Origin of the sequence: Acaricomes phytoseiuli DSM 14247, from assembly GCF_000376245.1 — a bacterium.
Taxonomy (GTDB): Bacteria; Actinomycetota; Actinomycetes; order Actinomycetales; family Micrococcaceae; genus Renibacterium; species Renibacterium phytoseiuli.
Map to the genome: position 1 here is coordinate 1 of NZ_AQXM01000055.1, position 24,294 is coordinate 24,294.

Below are 24,294 nucleotides of genomic sequence, written 5' to 3' on the forward strand. Positions count from 1 at the left end.
AGTCGGATCCGCTTGTTCGCCTCGCGGAGCTGCTTACGCTCGTCCTCGGTCAGGCCCGGCACGCGCCCGTCTTCGATGTTTGCTTTTTTCAGCCAGTTGAACAACGAGGCTTCGGAAATCCCGAAGTCTCTCGCAATCTGCGATAACGGGGCCCGGGCTTTACGGGCCACAGCCACGACATCGTCACGGAACTCTTTCGGATAGGGCTTGGGCAAGAGATACATCCTTCCAGCGAGGACGAATCCTCACAGATCAGATGTCAACCAAACCCGGGGCAGACCCGGATGAGCCAGGTGCTCGCGGCGGAATGGGCACAGCACGGTATTACCGTGAATGCGGTCTCCCCCACCGTGGTGGAAACCGCTATGGGCAAAGAAGTCTGGGCTGGCGCAAAGGGTGATGCGTTCAAGGAAAAAATCCCGGTGGGGCGTTTCGCTCAGCCCGCTGAGGTCGCTGCGCTCATCGGATACCTGGCTTCGCCTGAAGCCGCGATGGTGACCGGCCAGAACATCGTCATCGACGGCGGCTACACAACCCTATAAGAGCTAGCTCTTCGCCGGCTCGGTGAGCGCCCGGACCGCGGAAACCACCACATCACGACGATCCGCAGTGCTCAGAGTGCTGGTCATCTGCAGGTATTCGGGGGTCTGTAGATCCCAGAGCGAGCTGAGATGCAGGATGAGCCCGAGCAGCACTTCTGGCGGGTAGGAGTCAGAAACGGCCCCGCGCCGCTGCGCTTCCGCAATGGCCGCAGCTTTCTTCTGATTGCTTTCCAGGACGGTCTGAATGATCGGCGCTTCCGGCTGACGTTCCAGGCGGTACCAGACGGCTAACCGGGCCAGATCCGGATGCTGCTGGTACCCATCAAAAAGCCGGCCGGCATATTCCGGCAGCTGATCAGCATCAATGGGAACCTCTCGGACGACCTCAGTGAGCTGCTCCGCGATCACCGCCTCGAAAAGCCCCTCTTTGCTTTTGAAGTAGTGATAAATCTGCGCCTTATTAGACTCTGCTTCACTGGCAATCCGGTCAACCCGGGCACCGGCGATACCGTAGTGCGCAAATTCGGCAACAGCGGCTTCGAGGAGGCGGTGCTTGGTCGCCTGAGCATCTCGGTTGTGGATGGGAGGCATAGCCATATCATGCCAACTAAACAGATAGTTGACAAGCCATTGAGACCAATCTAGGCTGCTATCAACTAGACAGTTAGAAGTTCATTGACCGAGAGGACCTTTCCATGCCGTACGACGTTCCCAGCCAGAGCGGCCGCCGCATCATCGTCACGGGTGCTAATAGTGGGACAGGAAAGGAAACTGCTACCCGCCTTGCCGCAGCAGGTGCTTCACTGATCCTCGGGGTACGGAACCTGGAAAAAGGCGAAGCTGCCAAACAAGATATTCTCCGACAGAGTCCCGGTGCAGAGATCGAAGTACGCCGGATAGATCTCTCCGATCTGGCAAGCATCCGGGAATTCGCCAACGGGATCCTGGATGACGGCAAACCGCTGCATGTTCTGATCAACAATGCCGGCGTGATGACCCCGCCAACCCGGGAAACCACCAAGGACGGCTTCGAGCTTCAGTTCGGCAGCAACTTCCTGGGCCCCTTCCTGCTCACTACGCTGCTTCTCCCCCGGCTGCTCGAAGCTGATAATCCACGTATCGCCACGATGAGCTCTAGCGCCGCCAATATCGGCTCCATCAACCATGATGATCTGCAAGCAGAGCAGAACTATCAGCCAGTCGCCGCCTATAACCAGTCCAAGCTTGCCGATATGCTACTCACCACACATTTGGCCGAGATCGCCGAACGAAAAGGCTGGCCCCTACTGAGCACCGGCGCTCATCCAGGGTTCACCCGCACCAATCTGCAGACGAGCGGACCTAATATGGGGACCGAGCGCAGCCGCCAGGCCTGGTTTCTCAATATCGTTCCCTCCATGGAGGTCAGCCAGGGCGCCGAACCGATCCTGCGAGCCGCTACGGATTCCACAGCGAAGCAAGGAGCCTACTACGGCCCCCGCTGGTTCCTGATCGGCGAAGCACGCCCGGCGCGGATCCCCCGCTCAGCTCGCAAAGCTGATGCGCAACTGCTCTGGGATGCCGCTGCCGAACTCACCGGCGCACCGGATATCAGCAAACTGTAGAATGCCGAAAGGGTGAGGGAAGAACTTAGTTCTTCCCTCACCCTTTCGACGCGTCTCCGGCTACTTACCGAGGAAGTTCTCGAAGCCCTTCGGTAGATTGATCGCCGAGGGATCAAAATCCTGGTTCTGCGCACCGAAGGCAGCACCAGACGCAGGGGCGCTGCGATTATTCCGCCGTTCCTCGGCCTCCCGCAACTCCTGAGCTGCTTTGGCAGGGTTACCGGAGCGGGCTTTTTTCTTCTTACCCGCAGCGGCTTTACCCTTTTTGCCACCGCCAAAACCGCCACCTGGCATACCCGGCATCCCGGGCATACCGCCGCCGGAGGCCATTTTCTTCATCATCTTCTGAGCCTGACCGAATCGCTCCAGTAGACCATTCACCTCAGAAACGTGCACACCGGAGCCCCGGGCGATACGGGCCCGGCGCGAGCCGTTGATGATCTTCGGCGCAACTCGCTCATGCGGTGTCATCGAGCGGACGATGGCTTCCACCCGGTCGATCTCGCGCTCATCGAACTGCTCGAGCTGCTGACGCATGTTCTGCGCACCGGGCATCATCATGAGCATTTTCTTCATGGAGCCCATATTGCGCAGCTGACTCATCTGAGCCAGGAAGTCGTCGAGGGTGAAGTCTTCCTGATCGGCGAACTTCTTCGCCATCCGCTCGGCCTCGGCCTTGTCCCAGTTCTGTTCGGCCTGCTCGATGAGCGTCAGGACATCGCCCATATCCAGAATGCGGGAAGCCATCCGGTCCGGGTGGAAGACCTCGAAGTCGTTCAGGGACTCACCGGTGGAGGCGAACATCACCGGTTTACCGGTCACCGTGGCCACCGAGAGCGCCGCGCCGCCGCGGGCATCGCCGTCCAGCTTGGACAGCACGATGCCGGTGAAGTCGACACCTTCGTCGAAGGCCAGCGCGGTGTTGACCGCGTCCTGGCCGATCATCGCGTCGATCACGAAGAGCACTTCATCCGGAGAGATCGCGGCCCTGATATCAGCGGCCTGGCGCATCAGCTCGGCATCGACGCCGAGCCGGCCAGCGGTATCGACGATCACCACATCGTGCAGCTTCGCCCGAGCCGAGGCTACGCCTTCCCGGGCGACCGCCACCGGATCACCCGTCGGGTCCTCGAACTCCGAGGAGACTCCCGGATGCGGGGCGAAGATCGCCACTCCGGCGCGTTCGGCGCCCACTTGCAGCTGGCGGACCGCGTTCGGTCGCTGCAGGTCGGCGGCCACGAGCAGCGGTGAGTGCCCCTGCCCTTTGAGCCATTTGGCCAGTTTGCCCGCCAGCGTGGTCTTACCAGCGCCTTGGAGACCGGCCAGCATGATGACCGTCGGCGGATTCTTGGCGAGCCGGATCCGCCGGGTCTCGCCACCCAGGATCTGCACCAGCTCTTCGTTGACGATCTTGACGATCTGCTGCGCCGGGTTGAGCGCGGCGGAGACCTCCGCGCCGAGCGCACGCTCGCGGATCCTGGCGGTGAAGTCGCGCACCACCGGGACCGCGACATCGGCATCGAGCAGAGCACGCCGGATCTCTCGGACGGTCGCATCGACCTCGGCTTCGGAAAGCTTGCCTTTACCGCGCAGGTTCTTGAAGGTTGAAGCCAGCCGATCAGAAAGTGAATTGAACACCGGTGCCGAATCTTTCAGAAGAAAACTATTATGTACTCCTTAAGAGTACCGTCCGAGAGAGTTTTCCGGGCAAGTCCGAGGCAGGCCTGAGCGCCTAGTCGTGGCATGCTGGACAGATGGGAAAGCCTCGTGAAACCACTCAGCAGACAGCCCCGCGAAGCCAGGACTCCGTGAGCGGCACCGGCCCCTCTGCGGAGCCGGAAGATGCCATTCGCACCCTTCTGATACTCGGCGCTACCGGGGATCTGACCGCTCGCCTGCTGCTGCCGGGGGTCGCCAGGCTCATTGCCTCCGGCCGCGCCTCGACACTGCGGCTGGTCGGTGCCGGGAACAGCGACTGGAGTCAGTCGCAATGGCGTGATGTGGTCTCCAAAGCGTTCACACAAGCTCTGCCAGAAGCGAACAGCTCGAATGAGCAGAAGCTGGCCGAGGTGCTCGAGGGAACCAGTTACGAGCAACTGGATGTGACCGAAGAAGGCGCACTGGCCGGGGTGCTGAACAAGCTCGAAGAAGCCGAGCAGACGCCGGTCGCGGTCTATTTCGCGTTACCGCCTGCGGTCAGCCAGAAAGCCTGCGAGCTGCTCTCACCAGAGGACGTTCCTCCGGGCACCCGGTTGGTCATGGAGAAGCCTTTCGGCTCGTCCGCAGCATCCGCGCATCAGCTCAATCAGGTTCTGGCGGCGCTCGTGCCGGAAGAGCGCATCCACCGGGTCGATCACTTCCTCGGCAAATCCACCGTCTTCAATATCCTGGGCCTGCGCTTCGCCAATCAGCTTCTGGAACCGCTCTGGAACGCCCGGCATATCCAGCAGGTCGAGATCATCTTCGACGAGGAGCTGGGGCTGGAGAACCGCGCCGGATATTACGATCGAGCTGGAGCGCTGCGGGACATGGTGCAGAGCCATCTGCTGCAGATCATGGCGATCATCGCCATGGAACCGCCCGCGACGCTTGATGAACGGGATGTCCGCGATGGTGTGTCCGCGGTGCTGCGGGCCAGCACAGCGGCACCGGAGCAGAGCCTCCGGGCGCGGTACACCGCCGGTCAGGTCTCCGGCGGTCAGGTGCCGGATTACACCGCAGAAGACGGAGTTGATCCCGGGAACAACACTGAGACCCTGGCACAGATCGAAGTGCGCATCAATAACTGGCGCTGGGCCGGCGTACCCTTCATCCTGCGCTCCGGCAAAGCGCTCGGAAAGACTCGCAAAGAGGCCGTGATCACCTACCTGCCCGTGCCGCATCTGCCCACGGGCTTCCGCGGCACGGATACGCCGACCCAGTTGCATATCGGCTTCGGCCCGGACACTCTGCAGTTGGATATCGATGTCAACGGCCCCGGCGATCTGTTCACCCTCAACAGCATCGAACTCTGCGCCGAACTAGCCGCTGACCCGCTGCTACCCTACGGCGAAGTGCTGGATAGCGTACTCAAAGGCGATCCGCTGCTGTCGGTGCGAGGCGATGCCGCAGAACTGTCCTGGGGCATCATCGAGCCGACGCTGGCGCATTGGGCGGAACAGGGGTCAGAGGGTCTGAGCGACTATCCCGCTGGCAGCCAGGGCCCCGAGGAGTGGACAACCAATAATCCTGAGTAACCCTGGATAGTGCCGGGTCAGCCCGCTCAGACCGCGGCGGGCCCGCGCTCCCCGGTACGGACGCGCATCGCCTCGTGCACCTCGACGGTCCACACCTTGCCGTCTCCGGCCCGCCCGGTATAAGAGGAAGAGATCAGCACATCGACGATGTCATCGACTTGCTCCTCGGTGGCGAGTATCTCGATCCGCACCTTCGGCAGCAGATCGACCACGTATTCGGCTCCCCGATAGATCTCGGTGTGCCCGCGTTGACGCCCGTAACCGTTCGCGGCGCTCACCGTGAGCCCCTGGACCCCGTAGCTTTCCAGCGCACCCCTGACTGCATCGAATTTCTCCGGGCGGATGATCGCCGTGATGAGCTTCATGCTTCCACCTTCCGCTGTCCATGGCCGGTGCCCTGACCTGAGGCATCCGCTGCTGTTCGCCCTGCGCCCTGCGCCGGCTGGAAGGCGCTGCCCACCCGGCCGCCGAACTCATAGGCTGTCTCGGCGTGCACGGAGAGGTCGATGCCGTTAATCTCGTGTTCCTCAGCTACTCGGAAACCCATGGTCTTATCGATGATCCATGCAATGACGAAAGCTATCGTAAACGAGTAGACCATGACGGCCAGGGAACTCAGCGCCTGCTTGCCGATCAGCTCCAGCCCGCCGCCGTAGAACAGCCCGGCGCCCTCGGCGGGCGAGCCGGGATCTGCCGCGAAGCCGATGAACAGCGTGCCGAGCAGCCCACCTACCAGGTGCACTCCCACGACGTCGAGGGAGTCGTCGTAGCCGAGCCGGTACTTCAGCCCCACCGCCAGGGCGCAGACCGCCCCGGCCAGCGCACCGAGCACGATAGACCACGCCGGGGTGATCGCCACTGCTGCCGGGGTGATCGCCACCAGCCCGGCGACGACCCCGGAAGCGGCACCCAGCGACGTGGCGTGGCCGTCCCTGATCTTCTCCACGAAGAGCCAGCCCAGAATGCCCGCCGCCGGAGCGACCAGCGTGTTGATCCAGGCGTACCCGGCAGTGGCATCGGCCGCCAACGCCGAGCCCGCGTTGAAACCGAACCAGCCGAACCAGAGCAGCCCGGCCCCGAGCATGACGAAGGGAAGGTTATGCGGCCGGTGGCTGGGATCCTTGCCGAAGCCCAGGCGCTTGCCCAGCACGAGCGCCACGGCGAGCGCGGCTGCCCCGGCGTTGATGTGCGCGGCGGTGCCGCCGGCGAAGTCGATGGCTCCGAGGCCCTGGCCGATCCAGCCCCCGATGGGGTTGCCATCGGCGTCTTCGTTGAAATCGAAGACCCAGTGCGCCACGGGGAAGTACACCAGAGTCACCCAGATCCCGGCGAAGAGCATCCAGGCACCGAATTTGGCCCGGTCCGCGATGGCACCCGAGATCAGAGCCACGGTGAGGATGGCGAAAACCGCTTGGAACCCGACGAAGACGATCTCCGGAATGGTACCGACGAGCGGAGCCTCTTCACCGGTATCGAGAACCCCGTTCAGGCCGAATTTCTCCAACGGGTTTCCGAGCAGGCCCGCGAAGAGGTCCGTGCCGAACGCCGCGGAATAGCCGAAGAGCACCCAGAGCACGGTCACTAGACCGATAGCCCCGAAGCTCATCATGATCATGTTCAGAACGCCTTTGGAGCGCGTCATCCCGCCGTAGAAAAAGGCTAGTCCTGGGGTCATCAGCAGCACGAGGGCTGCGGAGATCAGAACCCACGCAGTATCACCGGTGTTCATGGGCAAGCCCTTTCTCATCTCGAATCGGCTGGATCCAGGTCTGCCGGATCACAACGATGTTCACGGCAACTGGTGCCAGTAGATGAGATCGATTCTGCGCAACCGAGGTTTCCGCAGCGTCGGCAAGGTGTTGCCGGAGTGTTACAAGCCGTGAGGTGAGGTAAAGGCTATGTCACCGGTTCTTGTCCGGGATGTTACAGCGCACCCATGGTTCAGGCGCGTTTCCGCCGGTTCAGGCGAGCAGGGCGTCGATGAATTGTTCCGGGTCGAAAGGCGCCAGATCGTCCGGGCCTTCACCGAGGCCCACCAGCTTGACCGGCACGCCGAGGGTGTTCTGGATCGCGACGACGATGCCGCCCTTGGCCGTGCCATCCAGCTTGGTCAGAACGATTCCGGTGATATCGACGACTTCGGCGAAGACTTTCGCCTGGTTCAGTCCGTTCTGCCCCGTGGTGGCGTCCAGTACCAGGAGAGCCTCCCGTACCGGGGCTTGTTTCTCGATGACGCGTTTGACCTTGCCGAGCTCGTCCATGAGCCCTACTTTGTTCTGCAGCCGGCCGGCGGTATCCACCATGACCACATCGACTTCTTGCTCGATACCGGCTTTGACGGCCTCGTATGCCACCGATGCCGGGTCCGCACCGTCGGCATCGGATTTGACCGTGGGCACACCGACCCGGCTGCCCCAGGTGGCCAGCTGCTCCGCCGCCGCGGCCCGGAAGGTATCCGCCGCACCCAGTAGCACGTCTTTATCCTCGGCCACCAGAACCCGGGCGAGCTTACCCACCGTGGTCGTCTTGCCGACTCCGTTGACGCCGACCACGAGGGTCACCGCGGGCAGACCGCCTTGCGGCTCCGTGGCCAGCGAGCGGTCGAGGTCAGGGCCGAGCAACTTGATGAGCTCTTCCCGCAGCATCCCGTGCACTTCTTCCGGAGTGCGGCTGCCCATGATCTTCACGCGTTCGCGCAGGGTCTCTACCAGTTGCATGCTCGGTTCGGTGCCGATATCCGCCAGCAAGAGCGTCTCTTCGATTTCGTCCCAGGTGGATTCGTCGATCTTATCGCTGGCCAGCAGAGCGAGCAGACTGCGGCCGAGTGCGCTATTGGACTTGGCCAGGCGCGCACGGAGCCGCTGCAAGCGGCCGGCGACCGGCTCCGGCTGCTCGCGATGTTCCACAGGTTCTGCAGTATCCGGCAGTTCCGGCTCACCCGTCGTGGGCCCAGCCGTCCCGGCAGCTTCTGGTCCAGCGGGTGAATCCGGCCTCTGCGCCGTTTCATCTTGTGTTCCCGGCGGCTCAAGACCTTGATCAGGAACACTGCCGGCATCCTGATCCTCGGTTTTTGTCCAGGAACCCAGACCACTACGGGAAGCCCGGATCAGAACTGTGATCAGACCGCCTAGAACAGCGATCGCCACGACGAGGTACAAGATGACAAGCCAGAGATCATTCACATGTTCTAGCTTCTCATAGCGTGGGGGCTATCCCCATCCCCGGGCACAGCTCTCAGCAAAGCCCGGGGATTCCACTGACGGCTGCTCAGCCCTCGTCTTCGTCGTCGCTCAGCAGCCCGGCGTGGTCAGCGGCCACCGCGAGCTGGACCCGGTTATCTATGCCCACGCTGCGCATGATCTGGGCCAGATGAGCTTTGACCGTGGCTTCGCTGATATGCAGCAGAGTACCGATCTGCGCGTTGGTCAGACCGTTGGCGATAGCTCTGACGATCCGGCGATCGCGCAGGCTCAGCGAACTGAAACGCGCAGCGGAGGGGCTGTCCAGCTTGCGGAACGCCGAGAGCCGGCCCAGCTGCGGCCGGGAGGCGTAGACGACTCCCCCGGCGCTGATGATCCGGACGATCACCGCGATGTCTTCCAGCATCGACCGTTTATCCAGGAAGCTCGCGGCACCGGCTTCGATCATGGCCTCCATGCTGCCCATTGCCTCCACGGAGGCCAGCACGATGACTTTCGTGCGGGATCGTGCCAGGCGCAGTGAACGGAGAATAGCCAGACAGGTATCACTACCGATCTCGGTGTCGATCACTGCGATATCCGGCCGGTCAGTCTGCAATCTGCGCACAGCCTCGGCCTCAGTTCGACTGATGCCGTTGACTTCAATATAGCCTGCGGCGGCGAATAGCTGCGCTAGCCCCAGCCTGGTGAGGAAATCACCGCCAGCGATGTGGACCTTGATCGGTCTGGTCTCAGCCAATGATTCGGTGTTTATCGGCCGAGACTTCTCTGGCGGCTGAGTTAGGGTTGGTCTAGAGGCTGCTTGAAGGCTCACCCATGACTCCTATTCTCGTTCTCCACCAATGCCCGGTGGGTGGAACTAAGCCAAATGGCGAATCAGCCCGATATCTTGTACGGGCCGGACGCATCACGCTCGCGCCACATTGAGACTATCAGCCAGGATGAGCCGCCTGCGATAGCCAAGTGGCTATATCTTAAACGCAGGATCCGCAAGTTATTGCGCTTTCCCCTAATTTTGCACTAACTTACTTTGTTACCCGTGAGTTTTACTGGGGAGTAACATTCGTTAATTTCGTTAATTCAGGCCTCTGCGGAAATCCGCTGGCCGATCACGGCAGAGACTCCATCACCGCGCATGCTGACACCATAGAGTGCGTCGGCGACGTCCATGGTGCGCTTCTGGTGGGTGATGACGATGAGCTGACTCGATTCGCGCAGCTCTTCGAAGATGGTCAGCAGGCGGCCGAGGTTCGTATCATCCAGGGCGGCTTCTACTTCATCCATGACGTAGAAGGGCGAGGGCCGCGCCTTGAAAATGGCGACGAGCAGAGCGACCGCGGTCAGCGAGCGCTCACCGCCGGAGAGCAGCGAAAGACGCTTGATCTTCTTGCCCGCGGGGCGCGCTTCGACCTCGATTCCGGTGGTGAGCATATCCGAGGGGTCGGTGAGCACCAGCCGGCCTTCGCCGCCGGGGAAGAGCCGCCCGAAAACCCGCTCGAACTGCTGAGCGGTATCGGCGAAAGCCTCGGTGAAGACCTGCTCCACCCGTTGGTCGACTTCCCTGATGATGTCCAGGAGGTCTTTCCGACTGGATCTGAGGTCTTCGAGCTGACTGGCCAGGAACTGGTGCCGTTCCTCCAATGCGGCAAACTCTTCAAGCGCCAGCGGATTGACCTTGCCGAGTGTGCTGAGGTCCCGTTCGGCGCGGCGCAGCCGCTTCTCCTGCTCCGCCCGGACGAAAGGGACTCCTTCGGCACGGAGCGGCTGCCCGTCGGCATCGACCTCGACGCGCAGCTGCGCCCATTTGTCCCCATCCTGCATGTTCCCGCCCTGCCTCGGGCCGGATGGAATGAGTACCTGCGGCCCATACTCGGCCAGGAGATGCTCCGCGGTGAAACCGAGCTCCTCGATAGCGCGGTTCTCCAGGGCCTCAATGCGCAGGCGCTGCTGCGCCCGGGCCAGTTCATCCCGATGCACTGAGTCGGTGAGCTGCGCGAGCTCCGCCGCGAGCGCCTCGTTCCCGGTGCGCAACTCTGCCAGTTCTGCCTCCTGAGCGGTCTGACGCTCTTCAGCCTCGTCTCTGCTCCGGCCGGCCCGTTCGACGGAGACATCGGCGTACTGGAGCGCCGAGCCTGCTGCCCTAGCAACGGCAGCGGCCTTTTTCGCCTGGACCTGCCGTGCGCGCACCCGCTGCGCTGCCTGCGCCCTGGCTTTGCGTTCGTTCTGCGCTGCACGTTCGAGCGAGGAGGCACGTGAGTCGAGTGCGCTAAGCTGCTCCTCTCCACTGCGTAGCGCGAGGCGGGCATCCATCTCCGAAGCCCGTGCCGCTGCCGCAGCGGTCATCAGCTCATCACGCAGATCTGTGGCAGGCTCGGCTTCTTCCGGCGCGTCCTGGGCCGCGGTCAAGCGTTCCGAAGCTGCGGCGAGGGCTTGCCGTTCTGCGGTCAGGCTGCTTGCCGCAGCGTCGATGGCGCGCTCATGGCGCTCGCTTTCGGCGACTGCGGAGCGCAAGGTGCTGCCCAGGGTGCCGAGGCGCTCGGCGACCGAAGCCATTCGGGCGTCGGATTCGTTGAGGCGCTGCAAAGCGGTATCAGCATCCGCCCGGGCCTGCTCTAGGCGTCCGGTCAAGCCTGAGAGCTGAAAGTTCGCACGCTCGGCTTGCGCGGTGAGTTCGTTGATCCGTGATTCGGTCTCCTCGATCACGGCGAGCAACTCCAGTTGCGAGGGTGCCGAGGTTGACCCGCCCCGGACTGAGTAACGCGTGAAGACGTCGGCTTGCGCAGTGACCGCGGTGATCTCAGGATCGGCGTCGATAGCTATCGTGGCTTCAGCAAAGCCGGGAACCAATACCGTCTGGCCGAGCAGCCTGCGCACGAGCCAGACGAGCTCGGGATCCACCGTGACCGCGTCCACGGCGGCAAGCGCTGAGGGGATCTGCTCTGCGACTCGCCGAGCCGCCTGCTCGCTGACCTCTCCGGAGGCGCCGTGCTCCGGCTGAACAGGTACTGCGAGCAGGATCTCTAGCCGGCCGGCGTCATCCTGGCGCGCCCAGTCAACAGCAGAGGCGGCTGCATCGAAATCGGCCATCAGCACCGCGTCGGCTGCACTGCCCAGGGCCGCGGCGATGGCCGCTTCGTGACCGGATTGCACTGTGAGGGCCTCGGCTAAGGTGCGGAGCACGCCCTGATTTCCCGAGCTGAACAGGCGGTCGGAGCCATTCCGATGCTCCAGGCCCACCCGCAGCGCATCCCGCCGAGCGGTCAAGGATTCTCGCTCCCGTTCGGCCTGCTGCCGCTGCTCGGTAAGCTGAGTGTGCTCTGCCTCCAGCTGACCCAGCTCGTTGTTGATGGTCTCGAAATCGGCGTCAAGAGATTCCTCCCCGGCTTCCACCCCGGCAATCTGAGCCTCCAGGCTGGTGAATTCTTCTTGTGCATCTTGTCTGCGCTGCTGAGCCTCCTGCTGGGCTTGCCGGAGCCTGCCGAGTTCCGCTTCTGCGGCTTCGGCTCGTGAGCGGGCCGAACCCACTTGCCCCGCGATCCGCGCCAATGACTCTCGCCGATCCGCGCTGGCGCGCAGAATCAGGGTGAGCCGCTGCTCTTCGGCGGACACCGCGGCTTCCACCGATGTCTTAGACTCCACCGCTCGGGCCAGGGCCTCGGTGCGCTCCTGCACCTCGTGACGCAGCTGCTGCTGTTCGACGCGCAGCTGAGCCGCCTGCTGCTCCAGCCGTTCCGGCTCCCGCCCAGAGCCGAGATCATCGGAGGCCGCAGGAGCACCGAGCAGCCGGTGCCGTTCGGCGGCCAGGGAGGCAAGCGACCTCAGCCTCTCGCGCTGCGAGGAGATGCTGTACCAGGTCTCCCGGATTGCCCCGAGCCGGGAACTTGCAGCGGTCGCCTCCTGCTCCAGCTCGGCCTGCCTGCGGCGACGCAGCTCCAGAGCTTGTTCCACTTCGGCGCGCCGTTCCTTGAGGGAGGTTTCATCAGCTACGTCCTGCGCCAGGGAATCCTGCAACTGAACCAGATCATCGGCCATGAGCCGAGCCCGAGCGTCCCGGACCTCGAACTGCACGGTCTGGGCCCGGCGAGCGACTTCGGCCTGTCTGCCCAGAGGCGCGAGCTGCCGCCGGATCTCAGCGACCAGGTCTTCCAGGCGGGTGACATTGGCCTGCATTGCCTCTAGTTTGCGCAAGGTCTTCTCCTTGCGTCGCCGGTGCTTGAGCACCCCGGCGGCTTCTTCGATGAAGCCGCGGCGGTCCTCGGCGGTGGCGTGCAGCACTCGGTCCAGCTGCCCCTGGCCGACGATGACGTGCATTTCCCGGCCCAGCCCGGAATCGGAGAGCAGTTCCTGGATATCCAGCAATCGGCAGCCCTCGCCGTTGATGGCGTACTCGCTGCCGCCAGTGCGGAAAAGCGTCCGGGAGATGGTGACTTCGGTGTAGTCGATCGGCAGCGCACCATCGGAATTATCGATGGTCAGGGAGACCTGGGCACGGCCCAGCGGCGGCCTGCCCGCGGTACCCGCGAAGATGACGTCCTCCATCTTGCCGCCGCGCAGCGTTTTGGCCCCTTGCTCCCCCATCACCCAGGCCAGGGCGTCGACGACATTCGATTTGCCCGAGCCGTTGGGGCCGACCACCGCGGTCACTCCGGGCTCGAACTCGAAGGTCGTCGCCGAGGCGAAGGATTTGAATCCGCGCAGCGTGAGGCTTTTCAGATGCATGCGACGCCCGCTTCCCGGAAACTCATCCGACGCGCCTGGTTCGGGGCCGGCTCTGGCAACGCGGGCAGAAGTAGGAGGAGCGATTCATGAATGGCTCTCTCCTGATGAGACTCTGACAGCGCGAGCAGGGCTGCCCCTCCCGCCCGTAGGCCTGCAGGGAGCGCTCGAAGTACCCGGACGAGCCGTTGACATTGACGTAGAGCGAGTCGAAGCTGGTACCACCGGCGGCCAAGGCCGACCGCATGACCGCGCGGACTTCGGTGAGCAACGAGGAGATCTGAGGCCCGGTGAGCCGCGCGGCCGGGCGGGCGTAATGGATGCGGCTGGCCCATAGGGCCTCATCCGCGTAGATGTTCCCGATCCCCGAGATCAGGGTCTGATCCAACAGGGCGCGTTTGATCTCGGTGGCCTTGCGACGCAGCGTCCGGATAAAAGCGCGTTCGTCGAAATACGGGTCCAGCGGATCACGGGCGATATGCGCGGCTTCGGCGGCGATCAGCCCCGGGCGGTTATCCTCGTCCCCCGCGCCTGCCGGCAAGCCGTCCGGGGTGGGGATCAGCGGGGCCAGATGCATTCCGCCAAAGATCCTCTGGTCGATGAATCTCAGTTCCGGGGGCGCATCCGCCCGGGGTGCCAGACGCAGCCGGACCTTGAGATGACGTTCGTCGGGGTGGGATTCGGGCTGGATGAGTAGCTGGCCGCTCATGCCCAAATGCGCCAACAGCGCATAGTCTTCAGGAAGATAGGTTCCGGGGTCTGCGGTCGGATCAGAATCATTGCTACTCAGCGGCAGCCAGAGGAATTTACCGCGCCGCACGACTCGCTCCAGACGGCGCCCCAGCAACCGGGCCCGGAAGTCTTCCGTGCCACTCGCGTGGCGGCGCAGCGATCGCGGGTCCAGGACCTCGACATCTTCTATCACCCGGCCTGCGGCCCAGCGCTCGAGGCCGGATCGGACCACCTCTACTTCAGGCAGCTCAGGCACTTTTACGCCCCGTGATCAGACTTATCGGCATGCAGCTCTGAGGTTTCCGCGCTCTTGAAAGCCAGCCAGCTCCGTGCTGCTGCTTCCTGCTCGGCTTCTTTTTTGGAGTGCCCGCTTCCGTTCTCGTAACGGGTTTCACCGATGATCAGCGTAGCGTGGTAGATGCGGGCGTGATCCGGCCCTTCGCCGACGACTTCGTACCGCACCGAGCCAAGGTGGTTCATCGCGGCGTGCTCTTGGATGCTGGTCTTCCAGTCGGTCGCAGCCCCTAGCGCTTCGACGTTCCTGAGTAGTTCGCCGACCAGGCGCATCACCAGCTGCCGGGCGGCTTCGATGCCGTGACAGAGGTAGGTGGCCCCGATAATCGCTTCCATCGTGTCGGCCAGGATCGAGGCTTTGTTCTTGCCATGGGTGATCTGCTCGCCCTGACCCAGCAGGATGAAATCGCCGAGGCCCAGGCCTCGGGCGACGCCGGCCAGGGCACGAGTGCTGACCACCGCGGAGCGCCGCTTGGCCAGCTCGCCCTCGGCAAGGTCCGGGTTATCTCGGAACAATGCGTCCGTCACCGAGAACCCGAGAACCGAATCGCCGAGGAACTCAAGGCGCTCGTTGGTTGGAATACCGCCGTGCTCATAGGCATAGGAACGATGAGTCAGCGCAAGACGAAGAGTCTCGGCGTCGATATCGACGCCGAGACGCTTCTGAAGCGCGGTGTAATCAGGCACGCTCTGGCCTGCCCCGGCTTTGGACCCAGACCTCATCGTGGTCAGGCCAGACTCAGATGTCGGCGACCTTGCGGCCCTTGTACTCAAGGAAAAGCGGAGTACCGGCCGAATCGGAGACAACTTTGGCCTGGTGCGGCAGTGAGTACGTCACTTGACCGTTCTCGACAGTCTTGACCAGGTTAGGGGCAGCGGCCTTCCACTGAGAGCGGCGGGCTCGCGTATTGGAGCGGGACATCTTCCGCTTGGGAACAGCCACGGCTAACTCTTTTCTCTCGTCTACTTCTGCTCTGGATCTTCGGTGAAGCCACGAAGTGCATCCCAGCGAGGATCCACAGCCTCATGGTGGTGGCCGGGGTGGTCCGCCAAGTGCACTCCGCATTCGGAGCACAGGCCTGGGCAATCATCCCGGCACACCGGTTGGAACGGCAGTGCAGTGACTACCGCGTCCCGAAGCGCCGGGTCGAGGTCGATCATCTCGTCCTCGATCAGGCGCTGTTCATCATCAGCTTCTTCGTCTCCGCCCCGAGCCCGAACCGGCTCGGGAGCTTCGAAGAAGAACATTTCCTGGATATCGATATCGAAGTCACGCTCAAGAGGATCAAGGCATCGGCTGCACTCACCCGTCCCGTGGACGCGTGCGGCACCCGAGACGAAGATTCCCTCGTGCACGGCTTCTAAGCTCAGATCCAGGTCAACGGGTGACCCTTCCTGAACCGCGATCATGCCCGAACCGAGATCTCCCGGCGCGGGTATGGTCTGTTGGATCGACCGGGTGCTACCGGGGCTGCGACCGAATTCTCTGATCGCAACCCGGAGCGGCGATTCGCCGGAGCGGTGACTCGCGTTGATGATCGACTCCTGTTGAAAAATCTATGACCGACGAACTATCTTAGCCTGAAAGCAGAGTTCTACTCAAACGCCAGATTCTCAGCTTGGCTTTCCTCGGCCTTTGGTAGTTCTAATCTAGCTTTTGAGCTCGCGCAGAACGCCACGAGGCACATAGCCCGAGACGTCCCCTCCTAATTGCGTGACTTCTTTGATCATGGTCGATGACAGATGTGCGTACCGGGCCTCCCCCAGAAGGAAGACTGTTTCCACGCTGCTAAGCTGGCGGTTCATCACCGCCATCGGTGCCTCGTATTCATAATCCAGGGCGGAGCGCAAGCCCTTGACGATAGCGCTGGCTCCCCGCCGATGGCAATATTCAGCGAGCAGGCCATCATCCATCGGTTCCACGATGATGCCACTCAGCGAAGCGAAAGTCTCCTTAGCCATCGCCAGCCGCTCCTCCAGACTGAACCGGTACTTCTTGGAATAGTTCGTGGAAACCGCGACGATTACTTCATCGAAAAGGGCTGCGGCCCGAGTGATCACTTCAAGATGACCATTATGAATAGGATCGAAGGATCCGGGGCAGACAACACGTCGCATGAAGTTAATCTACCTCTTGATACATGCCGACCACACTACCGCGTAGCGTAAATTCACACATACATAACTGGCGCGACCCGAAATATAATCAGGGTTGAGTCACGACGACTTTGCCGCCACCGCTTTCCGCGATACGGTGCGCCTCGGCGATATCACTCACCGGCAGAATGTGATCGACCCTGGGCGTATACGAGCCCTCGCGGCCGAGCGCCGCTGCGTGCCTGAGCAACGCAGATTCGTTGCGGGCATTGACCTTATGGAGACCATATCGCGCTGCGCCTTCATCATCGATCACTGTCACCACGCGACCTGGGGACCCGGCAATCGTCACCAAATCTGGTAACGATGCTGACGGGGCGGCATGCAAAGCCGCGTCAACTCCGTCTGGGGCAATCTGTGCGACACGATCGATCAGACCCGGGCCATAGCTGACCGGGACCACGCCAAGAGATCTTAGGTAATCATGGCTCGCCTCCCGCCCGGAACCGATGACAGTCGCACCCGCCGAGAGCGCGATAGCAGCGGCGGCGCCACCAACAGCACCCGATGGGCCTTCGACAAACAGGGCCTTACCTTTCAGATCCCCGAGCACTTCCAGCGCAGCCTCTGCGGTAGCAGCAGCGAGCCCTGCCGCAGCGGCCTGGGCCATCGACCAGCCTTCCGGGATCACGCTCCACGCGGTGAGCACCGCGTATTCAGCGGTAGTATCACTTACTCCACCGAGGCCGAAGACTCTGTCGCCCACTGCAGTATCTGTGACACCAGCACCAACCTCATCGACCACTCCTGCGGCGTCCCGGCCTGGTATTGCCGGAAGGTTTAGCGGCATGACGTCCTGAAAGCCCCCGCCTCTTAAGAGGTAATCTATGGGATTCACGCTACTAGCCTCCACCTTGATGCGCACCGATCCTTCGATCGCGTGGGGCTCGGGGGCTTCATCAACAATCAGCACCTCCGGGGATCCGTAGCTATAGAAACGAGCGGCGCGCATGATATCTCCTATGGTTTGTGCTGAATTTATAGTGGGAGTAAATTTACTTTCCACGGAAAGTAAATTTACTATGAAACATTTTCCGCAGCAAGTAATGCTAAAATGTGAAGCGTGAATGACCACCTCTCCCCCCAACAGGAACGGGCTTTCACCCTGCTGTCCGGGGTAATCATGTGGCTGCCGTCCGAACTGGATGCTTATCTCGGAAGCACCGCCTCTCTCAGCTTTACGGAGTACCAAGTGCTGAGATGGCTTTCCAAGACCGGAGACCTCGAGGTGCACATGGGTCGCCTAGCAGCTACAGCCAGCGTCACACCCTCGCACTTATCGCGGATCATCGGAAGGCTTGAGAAGCGGAACCTGCTAAGCCGGAGCACGGACCCCTCCGATGCGCGCAAGACACAGGTCCAGCTGACACAGGAGGGCACCCAGTTGGTGAACCAAGTGGAACCCGGATTCGCCACCGAGATCCGCCGACGAGTTTTCGACCTACTCAGTGAAGGACAGGCAGAACATCTAGAAGACATCACCGAAGCTATTCTCCTATTTTTAAAGGAAGACTGCCTCCAATTCCTCCCACCCCGGAACGGCCAGCAGGCACGCCCGTCATGAGGGAGCCTCAGCGGATGCTCTCCGATTCCGGACTGCTGGCCCGGATCGTGCCGGATGAGCTGAGCGGCGGCAGCGTGCTGGAGATCGGCGGAGCCGAGCAGTCCCATGTGGACCTAGCGCAGCCGGCCCGGCTGCAGTATGAATACCTACACCGGATCGGCGCACTGCTCGATGCCTTCCGGCCAGCGGGGGAAGCGGTGTCGGTACTGCATCTCGGAGCCGGCGCACTCACCCTGGCCAGGCAAATCGCCGTGACCCGGCCAGGCTCGCAGCAGACTGCCATAGAACGCGAACGGGAGCTCCCAGGGTTCGTACTCGAATATTTGCCCTTACCTGCCGGCACCCAGCTGGACATGCTCGTCGGCGATGTCCGCTCGGACCTGGAGGCAGCCAAGGGAAACGGAACCCGCCGCTTCGACGCCATCGTGCTGGATATCTTCAGCGGCCTGCCAGTTCCCGAAGAGCTCATCGCACCGGAGTATTTCGCCGAACTGGCGGCCCTGCTCGCAGCAGGCGGAGTGCTCGTGGTGAATATCGGCGACGATCCGGGGCTGCCCCTGGTGAAACTGATCCAGCAGTCGGCAGGTCAGGTCTTCCCTGCCACCGCGCTCTTCGGGAACCAGCAGATGTTCAGCGGCCGCTACCCCGGGAACCTGATCTTCGCAGCGGTGGAACCGGGCACTCGGCGGTGGCCGGCAGCCTGGACCGAACAGCTCAATCAAGCCGGCCCGCATCCGGCACAGCTGCTGAGCGGTATGGAGCTTGAGGATTTCTGCCGTTGAGATTCAGACAGTCTCGGCGAACCAGAGCTGCGTCTCGCCATAGGCTTTTCCCGCGAAGCGTTCCATTCCCGCGGGCCAGTGCGGCTCCGGGGAGCGGCTTGAGCGTTCCACCACGATGACCGCATCTGCGGCGAGCTGCGGCAGCAGCAGTCCCAGCACCTCGGCCAGCTCCGCATCGCCCAGGGCGTACGGCGGATCCGTGAACACCAGATCCCAGCCCTGCCTGCCAGCCTCATCGGCTGCCGCGGAGCCGCTGTGCCTGCGTAGGAAGGCCTCCGCTTTGCCCTGATGCACCTGCACCGCCTCAGCACCCAGCACCCGGTTGACGAGCTGGGCATTACGACGGCAAGCCTCCGCTGCCCGGGCATTCGCCTCGATCAGCAGTACCTCCCTGGCGCCCCGGCTGGCGCTTTCGGCGCCGAGCGCCCCGGAACCGGCGTAGAGATCCAGCACCCTGGCATCCTGAAGAGCACCCAAAGCCTCCAGACGAGAGAACAATGCTTCTTTCACACGGTCCGTCGTGGGCCTGGTGCCTTCCCCGGGGACCGAAAACAGCGGATGACCTCCGGCGACACCGGCGATGATGCGGCTCATGACGCCTCAGCCCCGGTCAAGGAAAGCCTCGCGTTCCGGGTTCAGCGCCGCGTCAAGGGCCTCGAGCAGCGCCGGATGAAGCTTCAGTTCCGGATCCGCGCCGACCAGCTCGGAAGCATCCTGACGTGCTGTGTCGATGATGTCCTCATGGTCGATGACTCGCAGCAGTCGCAGCGCGGAGCGCCCGCCGGATTGACTCGCGCCGAGGATATCGCCTTCCCCGCGCAGTGCGAGATCCTCCTGCGAGAGCCGGAAGCCGTCCGTGGTCGCCGCGACCACATCGAGCCGCCGCCGGCTGGGGTGCTCCGGTTCGAGCTCTGTCACCAGCAGAGCGGTGCCCGGCAGACCGCCCCGGCCCACCCGTCCGCGGAGCTGGTGCAGCTGGGAGATACCGAAGCGATCGGCATCCAGGATCACCATCAGGGTCGCATTGGGCACATCCACGCCTACTTCTATCACCGTGGTGGAGACCAGGACCTTCACTTCTGCCGAGGCGAAGCCGGCCATGATCTCGGCTTTCATCTCGGTGTCCAGCTGACCGTGCAGCATCTCGATGCGCTGACCCTGAAGCGCCGGGGCGCGGCGGAGCATCTCCACCACATCCAGAACCCCTGCGGTCTGCCGTTCCCCCTCGCCGCCCGGTGCCGGATCCACAGGCTGATCCTCCGCTCCGGCTTCCGGCACGGAGCCGCCGATCCGCGGGCAGACCACGTAGACCTGATGCCCGGCATCAATCTCCTCCCGGCTGCGCTGCCAGATCCGCTGCGCCCAGGCCGGGTTCTCGGCCAGGCCCACAACGAAACTAGAGATCGGGGCACGCCCGGCGGGCAATTCGCGCAGCATCGAGGTCTCCAGATCACCGAAAACGGTCATCGCCACGGTCCGGGGTATCGGCGTCGCCGTCATCACCAACAGATGCGGCGGCGCATCGGCTTTATTGCGCAAGGCGTCGCGCTGCTCCACGCCGAAGCGGTGCTGTTCATCGACCACCACGAGGCCCAGATCGGCGAAGCTCACTTGATCCGCGAGCAGCGCATGCGTCCCGATCACGATGCCCGCAGCACCGGAGGCAGCGTCCAGCAGAGCTTTTTTCTTCGCGGCCGCAGGCATGCTGCCGGTCAGCAGCGCCACCCTGGTGCCACCTTCATGGCCGCCGAGCATACCGCCTTCGGCGAGCGAGCCCAGAGCCGCGACGATCGACCGGTAGTGCTGAGCAGCCAGGACCTCGGTAGGTGCGAGCAGAGCGGCCTGGCCGCCGGAATCGATCACCTGCAGCATCGCGCGCAACGCTACGAGGGTCTTCCCGGACCCCACTTCGCCCTGCAGCAGCCGCTGCATGGGGTGCGCCGCAGCCAGTTCCGCGGCCAGCTCACGGCCCACGGACTGCTGGCCACCGGTCAGGGTGAAAGGCAGTGCCGCATCGAAGGCAGCGAGCAGCCCGTCCTGATGCACGGGGCGGGGTACCGCCCGCTGCGTCTTCACCGCCTCCCGGCGGCGGGCCAGGGCGGTCTGCAGGACGAGCGCCTCCTGGTAGCGGAATCTGTCCCGTGCACGCTTCCAGTCCACGGGTTCTGCAGGGCGGTGGATCATCCGGTAGGCCTCAGCGAGTGCCGGGAATCCTTCCCGGGCCACGATCTCAGCGGGCAGCGGATCGACGAATCCGTCGAGGTCTACTGCGTCGAGCATCGCGGAGATCGCTTTGGCGGTCTTCCAGCTGGGGAGCTTAGCGGTTGCCGAGTACACCGGGATCGGCTGCCGTGCGAACGCTTCAGCATCCGCATCGGCATCACTGCTCTCGGCGTCGAGCAGCACATAGTCCGGATTGGTGAGTGTCAGCGAGCGGTTGAAGAATCCAACTTTGCCAGAGAACATCGCCCTGGTGCCAGGGCGCAGCTCCCGTTCAGCACGCCAGCCGTTGAAAAAACTGATACGCAGCATGCCGGCATCAGCCGGGTCGCCTGTTTCAGCGGCGTCAGCAACGGCGCCGCCATCCCCGGTGACGACGATCTCGGTGATGTTCCCTCTGCGCTGCCGCATGGGCCGGGTCCGTGCGCTCACTACCCGGGCAATCAGCGTGACATCCTCATCGAAGGGCAGTTCGGAGATCTGGGTCAGTTCGCCCCGGTTCAGGTAGCGGCGCGGGAAGAAATCCAGGAGCTCGCCCACAGTAGTCAGCCCGAGATGCTTCTCCAGGCTACTCGCCGAGGCTTTGCCGAGCAGTCGGCTAAGCGGCAGCGCACGGTCTCCTTGGGCTATGGCCGTATCAGTCATCGTCTTGACGCACCACATCGTCGGAGCGTAGATCTTTGATCTCGATGCTGAGTGGTTCGCTGAGCTCCTTGATGACGGCGAGCGCAGGAGCCGGGTCCGTCACGTGCACATGCACTCGCCAGCGGTAACCGCCGCTGGACTCCTCGATCTGCCCGACCGGGCTCATGATCACCGAATTGCCCAGCTCGTCGAGCCGCATCCGCAGACTTGCGGCTTCAAGCGGTGTGAGCACGATGGTGCACATCACCTCTACCCCGTCCATGCCGTGATCCGGGGCGGTGAGCTGACCGTGGCCGGAGTCGTAGCCCACCAGTTCCTCGAATAATTCATCGCGAACCGACTGGTGCAGAATCTCCGCTCGCAGGCAGTCCAGCACCAGCAGCAGGCCGACGCCTCCGGAGTCGACAACGCGGGCCCGGCGCAGCTCATCCAGCTGCGACTCCGTGGCGATAACAGCCCGGTAAGCGACTTCAACCGTATTCTCCAGGGCCGTGGAAAGCGCTTGATTGCTCTCGTCGCCGGCCACCGTGGCATCGGCCATGGCAGCGCCTTCTGCAGCGGCCTGCATCACGGAGAGCATGGTGCCGGGCCGGGGCTCGCTCAACGCAGACCAGGAGCGAATTTGAGCCCTCTGCAAAGCCGCCGCGAGCAAAGGGGCGTTGAGCCGCTGCGCACCGTGCAGGGGCTCGGCCAGCGCGGCCAGGAACACCGAGAAGAGCGTGCCGGAGTTACCGCGGGCCTGCTCCATGGCTGCCTGGGCGGCGGCATCGAGCACCGCACCGAGGTCACCGGCTTCGACTAGCTCAGCCCGCTGCTGCAAGCCGTGATTGGCGGAGCGGACCGTGGCGTACAGGTTGGTCCCGGTATCGCCATCGGCTACCGGGAAGATGTTGATCGCATTGAGCCGGTCAGAGTGGTTGGCGAGCGCTTCTTCGCAGCGCATCAGCCAACGCCTGATCGCCTGCGCATTCGAAGCGATCTTAATGTGCAAAATGGTCCCATCCTACGGTGTTATGAGGCCTGCCGGAGATCGTCACCCGGGCAGAGCTCTGCTCCATCGAGCCTACCGAACCGATCACCCGGAAACCATCAGGAAGCGCTGTGCCCGGACTGAAGCACGCTAATAAGCCGTAGTCCTCTCCCCCGCCCAGCACCCAGGTCATCGGATCCACCGCTAGCAGCCGGGCCGCTGAAGCAAGCGCCGGCAAATCACCGCGCAGCGCCTCCGCGTCGAGGTCAATGGCCACCCCGGAGGCCTCGGCGAGCCTTTCGGCGTCGCGCAGCAGACCATCGGAGATATCCATCGCGGCGCCGGCGCCGGCCCGCAGCGCGGCTGGCCCGGCGCCCAGAGGCGGCTGCGGGCGGCAGAACGTGTTGACCACCTGACGCTGATCGGCATCGAGGCCGCCGATGCTGTGGCGGCTCTCCAGAATCGCCCAGCCCGCTGCAGCTCGGCCCGGAGCACCCGCGAGCATCAGCAGCTGACCTTCGGCAGCCGTGGACCGCAGCAGCGGGGCGGCTCCGCCGAGATCGCCGAAGACGGTAATCGTGATCGCGAGTTCCCGGCCCTGGGAGAGGTCTCCGCCGACCACCGTGCACCGGTCTGCGCCGAGCTGATCGATGGCTTGCTGCAGTCCGGTGGCGAAGTCCTGCATCCAGTTCACCGGGGTGTGCCCGGGCATGCTGAGGCTCACCACCATGCCGGTGGCGTGGGCTCCCATGGCATTGATATCGCTGAGGTTCTGCGCTGCGGCTTTCCAGCCGACGTCGTAGCCGCTCGAGGAGTAGCCATTGGGCCAGACGAGCCGGAAGTCCGCATCCTGGACCAAGGTGTCCATCGATACCACGAGCCTGCCGTCAGGGGCCGGGATGACGGCGGCATCATCGCCCGGGCCGACCAGCACCTCGGTCGATTCGCGTAGCAGCGGAAGGATCCGGGAGATCAGCTGGGATTCGCTCAGTTCGCCCACCAGCAATTCCCCAGCGGCTCGCCCTTGGGAGTCTGCCGCAGCTTGCTCAGTCACCTCCCTACGGTATCGCACACCGTAAGCTGGAAGGCATGTTCTCTCGTCTTGGCGCTGCGTCTCGCCCGCTGATCCGGCGCAAGCCATGGGCTGCCACGGCACCCATCTGCTCCTTTGTCGTCCTGGCAGGATTGCTCGCGGCGTGCTCGCCTTCGGTCCGGGTGGCTCCGGCTCAGGCTTCGGCTGATCCGCGCTGCGCCGCGATGATGGTGGCGCTGCCGGATGTGCTCGACGGACAGCAGCTGCGGGAGACCAGCTCTCAGGGCACCGCCGTCTGGGGCGACCCCGCGAAGATCGTGCTGCGCTGCGGGGTGGCACCGCCCGGGCCGACGACGGACCCCTGCGCCACGGTCAACGGTGTGGATTGGCTGATCCGACAGGCTGAAGGAGCTGATGAAGCTGACTCGGAGCTCTACACGGTCACCAGTTACGGCCGCGTGCCGGCCACCGAGCTGACCTTCAGCCAGAAAGAGGTCTCCTCAAATAATATCCTGGCGCAGCTCACCACGGCTGCTTCGAAGATTCCGCAGCAGCGGCGCTGCCTCGGCCCTGCCGATCTCGCCACTCTGTGAGCGAGA

The 24,294-nt window shown here is 63.4% G+C and carries 24 protein-coding genes; 6 read left to right on the plus strand and 18 right to left on the minus strand.

The window, feature by feature from the left end; translation table 11 throughout:
• Nucleotides 1-215: transposase (locus C501_RS14595; RefSeq protein ID WP_026174664.1), on the minus strand; the 215-nt coding region annotated here is incomplete at its 3' end.
• Between the two features lie 69 nt (nucleotides 216-284).
• On the opposite strand from C501_RS14595, the gene C501_RS0105865 reads away from it, so the two are divergent.
• Nucleotides 285-542 carry an SDR family oxidoreductase gene (locus C501_RS0105865; RefSeq protein ID WP_018134701.1) on the plus strand — a complete coding sequence of 86 codons (258 nt, stop codon included), beginning with the start codon at nucleotides 285-287 and terminating at the stop codon, nucleotides 540-542.
• A gap of 3 nt (nucleotides 543-545) precedes the next feature.
• On the opposite strand, the gene C501_RS0105870 is transcribed toward C501_RS0105865, so the two are convergent.
• Nucleotides 546-1,133: a TetR/AcrR family transcriptional regulator gene (locus C501_RS0105870; protein WP_043568382.1), complete on the minus strand. Its 588-nt coding sequence runs from the start codon at nucleotides 1,131-1,133 to the stop codon at nucleotides 546-548.
• A 104-nt stretch (nucleotides 1,134-1,237) separates the two neighbouring features.
• On the opposite strand from C501_RS0105870, the gene C501_RS0105875 reads away from it, so the two are divergent.
• Complete coding sequence (locus tag C501_RS0105875) at nucleotides 1,238-2,146, plus strand: SDR family oxidoreductase (RefSeq protein WP_018134703.1); 909 nt, start codon at nucleotides 1,238-1,240, stop codon at nucleotides 2,144-2,146.
• 60 nt (nucleotides 2,147-2,206) lie between these two features.
• Here the strand turns inward: C501_RS0105875 and ffh are convergent, their stop codons facing one another.
• The gene (gene ffh / locus C501_RS0105880) at nucleotides 2,207-3,784 is read right to left on the minus strand and encodes a signal recognition particle protein (protein WP_018134704.1); all 1,578 of its coding nucleotides are present in this window, start codon (nucleotides 3,782-3,784) and stop codon (nucleotides 2,207-2,209) included.
• Nucleotides 3,785-3,900: 116 nt separating this feature from the next.
• On the opposite strand from ffh, the gene C501_RS0105885 reads away from it, so the two are divergent.
• Nucleotides 3,901-5,382, plus strand: a complete 1,482-nt coding sequence (locus C501_RS0105885; RefSeq protein WP_018134705.1) for a glucose-6-phosphate dehydrogenase — start codon at nucleotides 3,901-3,903, stop codon at nucleotides 5,380-5,382.
• Between the two features lie 26 nt (nucleotides 5,383-5,408).
• Here C501_RS0105885 and C501_RS0105890 read toward each other — a convergent pair whose 3' ends face one another.
• From C501_RS0105890 to C501_RS0105945, 11 genes are all read right to left on the minus strand, one after another.
• Nucleotides 5,409-5,747 (minus strand): P-II family nitrogen regulator, encoded by a 339-nt coding sequence (locus C501_RS0105890; protein WP_018134706.1) that lies wholly within the window; start codon nucleotides 5,745-5,747, stop codon nucleotides 5,409-5,411.
• The gene (locus tag C501_RS0105895; RefSeq protein ID WP_018134707.1) at nucleotides 5,744-7,111 is read right to left on the minus strand and encodes an ammonium transporter; all 1,368 of its coding nucleotides are present in this window, start codon (nucleotides 7,109-7,111) and stop codon (nucleotides 5,744-5,746) included. Before C501_RS0105895 ends, C501_RS0105890 begins: the two co-directional genes overlap by 4 nt.
• Before the next feature lie 232 nt (nucleotides 7,112-7,343).
• Nucleotides 7,344-8,564, minus strand: a complete 1,221-nt coding sequence (gene ftsY / locus C501_RS0105905) for a signal recognition particle-docking protein FtsY (RefSeq protein ID WP_018134708.1) — start codon at nucleotides 8,562-8,564, stop codon at nucleotides 7,344-7,346.
• A gap of 85 nt (nucleotides 8,565-8,649) precedes the next feature.
• Nucleotides 8,650-9,321, minus strand: a complete 672-nt coding sequence (locus C501_RS0105910) for a response regulator transcription factor (RefSeq protein ID WP_018134709.1) — start codon at nucleotides 9,319-9,321, stop codon at nucleotides 8,650-8,652.
• Between the two features lie 341 nt (nucleotides 9,322-9,662).
• The gene (smc, locus tag C501_RS0105915) at nucleotides 9,663-13,301 is read right to left on the minus strand and encodes a chromosome segregation protein SMC (RefSeq protein ID WP_018134710.1); all 3,639 of its coding nucleotides are present in this window, start codon (nucleotides 13,299-13,301) and stop codon (nucleotides 9,663-9,665) included.
• A gap of 22 nt (nucleotides 13,302-13,323) precedes the next feature.
• A complete protein-coding gene (mutM, locus tag C501_RS0105920) occupies nucleotides 13,324-14,286 on the minus strand; it encodes a bifunctional DNA-formamidopyrimidine glycosylase/DNA-(apurinic or apyrimidinic site) lyase (protein ID WP_018134711.1) in 963 nt (320 codons plus the stop codon).
• Between the two features lie 2 nt (nucleotides 14,287-14,288).
• Nucleotides 14,289-15,047, minus strand: a complete 759-nt coding sequence (gene rnc / locus C501_RS0105925; protein ID WP_051064485.1) for a ribonuclease III — start codon at nucleotides 15,045-15,047, stop codon at nucleotides 14,289-14,291.
• A gap of 16 nt (nucleotides 15,048-15,063) precedes the next feature.
• Nucleotides 15,064-15,267, minus strand: coding sequence for a 50S ribosomal protein L32 (rpmF, locus tag C501_RS0105930; RefSeq protein WP_018134713.1), 204 nt, complete (start codon nucleotides 15,265-15,267; stop codon nucleotides 15,064-15,066).
• A gap of 20 nt (nucleotides 15,268-15,287) precedes the next feature.
• Nucleotides 15,288-15,860: a YceD family protein gene (locus C501_RS13955; RefSeq protein WP_156807658.1), complete on the minus strand. Its 573-nt coding sequence runs from the start codon at nucleotides 15,858-15,860 to the stop codon at nucleotides 15,288-15,290.
• A gap of 114 nt (nucleotides 15,861-15,974) precedes the next feature.
• The gene (coaD, locus tag C501_RS0105940) at nucleotides 15,975-16,442 is read right to left on the minus strand and encodes a pantetheine-phosphate adenylyltransferase (protein WP_018134715.1); all 468 of its coding nucleotides are present in this window, start codon (nucleotides 16,440-16,442) and stop codon (nucleotides 15,975-15,977) included.
• 88 nt (nucleotides 16,443-16,530) lie between these two features.
• On the minus strand, nucleotides 16,531-17,433 hold the full coding sequence (locus C501_RS0105945) for an NADP-dependent oxidoreductase (protein WP_018134716.1): 903 nt from the start codon (nucleotides 17,431-17,433) through the stop codon (nucleotides 16,531-16,533).
• 111 nt (nucleotides 17,434-17,544) lie between these two features.
• On the opposite strand from C501_RS0105945, the gene C501_RS0105950 reads away from it, so the two are divergent.
• Together C501_RS0105950 and C501_RS0105955 are read left to right on the plus strand one after the other, a co-directional pair.
• Nucleotides 17,545-18,045: a MarR family winged helix-turn-helix transcriptional regulator gene (locus tag C501_RS0105950; RefSeq protein ID WP_018134717.1), complete on the plus strand. Its 501-nt coding sequence runs from the start codon at nucleotides 17,545-17,547 to the stop codon at nucleotides 18,043-18,045.
• A complete protein-coding gene (locus C501_RS0105955; RefSeq protein ID WP_018134718.1) occupies nucleotides 18,042-18,827 on the plus strand; it encodes a spermidine synthase in 786 nt (261 codons plus the stop codon). Before C501_RS0105950 ends, C501_RS0105955 begins: the two co-directional genes overlap by 4 nt.
• Before the next feature lie 3 nt (nucleotides 18,828-18,830).
• On the opposite strand, the gene rsmD is transcribed toward C501_RS0105955, so the two are convergent.
• From rsmD to C501_RS0105975, 4 genes are read right to left on the minus strand one after another with little or no spacing between them, the layout of a single operon-like run.
• Nucleotides 18,831-19,421 carry a 16S rRNA (guanine(966)-N(2))-methyltransferase RsmD gene (gene rsmD, locus C501_RS0105960; RefSeq protein WP_018134719.1) on the minus strand — a complete coding sequence of 197 codons (591 nt, stop codon included), beginning with the start codon at nucleotides 19,419-19,421 and terminating at the stop codon, nucleotides 18,831-18,833.
• Nucleotides 19,422-19,427: 6 nt separating this feature from the next.
• On the minus strand, nucleotides 19,428-21,692 hold the full coding sequence (locus tag C501_RS0105965) for an ATP-dependent DNA helicase RecG (protein ID WP_018134720.1): 2,265 nt from the start codon (nucleotides 21,690-21,692) through the stop codon (nucleotides 19,428-19,430).
• Nucleotides 21,685-22,635 carry a DAK2 domain-containing protein gene (locus C501_RS0105970; protein ID WP_018134721.1) on the minus strand — a complete coding sequence of 317 codons (951 nt, stop codon included), beginning with the start codon at nucleotides 22,633-22,635 and terminating at the stop codon, nucleotides 21,685-21,687. Before C501_RS0105970 ends, C501_RS0105965 begins: the two co-directional genes overlap by 8 nt.
• Before the next feature lie 37 nt (nucleotides 22,636-22,672).
• Nucleotides 22,673-23,716 carry a thiamine-phosphate kinase gene (locus C501_RS0105975; RefSeq protein WP_245532422.1) on the minus strand — a complete coding sequence of 348 codons (1,044 nt, stop codon included), beginning with the start codon at nucleotides 23,714-23,716 and terminating at the stop codon, nucleotides 22,673-22,675.
• Between the two features lie 35 nt (nucleotides 23,717-23,751).
• Between C501_RS0105975 and C501_RS12685 the strand changes: the two genes are divergently transcribed.
• On the plus strand, nucleotides 23,752-24,288 hold the full coding sequence (locus tag C501_RS12685) for a DUF3515 domain-containing protein (RefSeq protein ID WP_026174667.1): 537 nt from the start codon (nucleotides 23,752-23,754) through the stop codon (nucleotides 24,286-24,288).
• Nucleotides 24,289-24,294 lie beyond the last annotated feature (6 nt).

What these genes read in the sequence shown, in the direction of transcription:
- smc (WP_018134710.1), bottom strand. Translation starts at nt 13,301, where the DNA reads ATGCATCTGAAAAGCCTCACGCTGCGCGGATTCAAATCCTTCGCCTCG.
- coaD (WP_018134715.1), bottom strand. Translation starts at nt 16,442, where the DNA reads ATGCGACGTGTTGTCTGCCCCGGATCCTTCGATCCTATTCATAATGGT.
- C501_RS0105945 (WP_018134716.1), bottom strand. Translation starts at nt 17,433, where the DNA reads ATGCGCGCCGCTCGTTTCTATAGCTACGGATCCCCGGAGGTGCTGATT.
- C501_RS0105870 (WP_043568382.1), bottom strand. Translation starts at nt 1,133, where the DNA reads ATGCCTCCCATCCACAACCGAGATGCTCAGGCGACCAAGCACCGCCTC.
- rnc (WP_051064485.1), bottom strand. Translation starts at nt 15,047, where the DNA reads ATGAGGTCTGGGTCCAAAGCCGGGGCAGGCCAGAGCGTGCCTGATTAC.
- C501_RS0105955 (WP_018134718.1), top strand. Translation starts at nt 18,042, where the DNA reads ATGAGGGAGCCTCAGCGGATGCTCTCCGATTCCGGACTGCTGGCCCGG.
- C501_RS0105970 (WP_018134721.1), bottom strand. Translation starts at nt 22,635, where the DNA reads ATGCGCTGCGAAGAAGCGCTCGCCAACCACTCTGACCGGCTCAATGCG.
- C501_RS12685 (WP_026174667.1), top strand. Translation starts at nt 23,752, where the DNA reads ATGTTCTCTCGTCTTGGCGCTGCGTCTCGCCCGCTGATCCGGCGCAAG.
- C501_RS0105895 (WP_018134707.1), bottom strand. Translation starts at nt 7,111, where the DNA reads ATGAACACCGGTGATACTGCGTGGGTTCTGATCTCCGCAGCCCTCGTG.
- C501_RS0105965 (WP_018134720.1), bottom strand. Translation starts at nt 21,692, where the DNA reads ATGACTGATACGGCCATAGCCCAAGGAGACCGTGCGCTGCCGCTTAGC.
- C501_RS0105865 (WP_018134701.1), top strand. Translation starts at nt 285, where the DNA reads ATGAGCCAGGTGCTCGCGGCGGAATGGGCACAGCACGGTATTACCGTG.
- rsmD (WP_018134719.1), bottom strand. Translation starts at nt 19,421, where the DNA reads ATGAGCCGCATCATCGCCGGTGTCGCCGGAGGTCATCCGCTGTTTTCG.
- C501_RS0105885 (WP_018134705.1), top strand. Translation starts at nt 3,901, where the DNA reads ATGGGAAAGCCTCGTGAAACCACTCAGCAGACAGCCCCGCGAAGCCAG.
- C501_RS0105890 (WP_018134706.1), bottom strand. Translation starts at nt 5,747, where the DNA reads ATGAAGCTCATCACGGCGATCATCCGCCCGGAGAAATTCGATGCAGTC.
- C501_RS0105875 (WP_018134703.1), top strand. Translation starts at nt 1,238, where the DNA reads ATGCCGTACGACGTTCCCAGCCAGAGCGGCCGCCGCATCATCGTCACG.